The sequence below is a fragment of the Arhodomonas sp. KWT genome (assembly GCF_010993615.1).
In genome coordinates, this window is record NZ_WNXE01000580.1 from 1 (window position 1) to 1,028 (window position 1,028).

Annotated in this window: 1 protein-coding gene; it reads left to right on the forward strand. The window is 64.7% G+C overall.

Annotation, left to right across the window (positions count from 1 at the left end):
* Positions 1-362 precede the first annotated feature (362 nt).
* Positions 363-704, forward strand: coding sequence for a hypothetical protein (locus tag G7A99_RS20865; RefSeq protein WP_018718439.1), 342 nt, complete (start codon positions 363-365; stop codon positions 702-704).
* The last annotated feature ends 324 nt before the right edge of the window (positions 705-1,028 follow it).

The following is a 1,028-nucleotide window of genomic DNA, read 5'->3' on the forward strand; positions in this document are numbered from 1 at the left end:
CTACTAGAGGCGGACACGGAGGCCGGTTCTGCCGTTGCTCGGTGACGTGCTTTCCAGGCGGGGCCGTTGCGGGACGCTGCGCAAAGGCCGCCGGCACTTGCGCATGAGCGCCGAGAAGGCCCGGGGGGCTCCCTGTCTCGCGCAATAATGACCTCATGGGAGACCACGGCTCGAGGGGCACGCTGCACGGCGGTCGTTGCCGGTATGGCCCGTGCGGCGCGCGGGTAGGCCGCCTGGGGCATCGGTTGGTAACTGTCCGGGGCGTTTAACCTACCGTATAATAATGGGAATTTTCCTGGAAGCCGATTTGACGCCTACCGGTTTGGCGTCGAAATCATCGCCGTTAGCGAGGGTGATCGCCTATGCATGCCGGTATCCCGGAACGAGACTGGAAGGTTTTCCGTGATCTCTACGAAAAGGCGCTGGATCGTTTCTGCCATCGTGCCCTCGACGAGATTGCCACCCTGTGCACGGGCGCCGATGACGAAAGGACCAATCACCAGCGTTACGCCGCCGTGTACGGTCGTCTCCGGGAGATCAACAAAGACATGTCCGCTGCGTTCGATAGGTTTGCCCGGTCGAAGGCGCTGATGCAGATCGCCATCATGCGCAATATGGGCCTGTGGACGGACGAGGAGCTGGCCCGCTTCAGTGAGGACACCCTCGAGCGCACCAAACCACGACCTCTCGACGAGGAGGAGTGAGCCTCCGCCAGGATCAGTTCCGGACTGTCGTACGCCTGCGGCGCGCCAGGCCACAGTCCTGTCCGACGTACCGGGATACGGCCGGCGAACCGGTCAAACCCTTTCGAGTAGGTCGGCTGCTCCCGGCAGCCGACATCGCCGCCTGGGTGCGTCGGCATCGGGACGTTGGCTGCCAGGAGGCAGCCAACCTACCGGAGCTGCCCGGCACACGGAACGCCACCCCGGCCCGCATGCACTGCGGCAGTGGCGGCGGAACTCGTGCAGGTCGCGCGCCGCAGGCGTGCGATATTCCGGTTCGGTCATTGAAGACGTCGCACGCGGCCC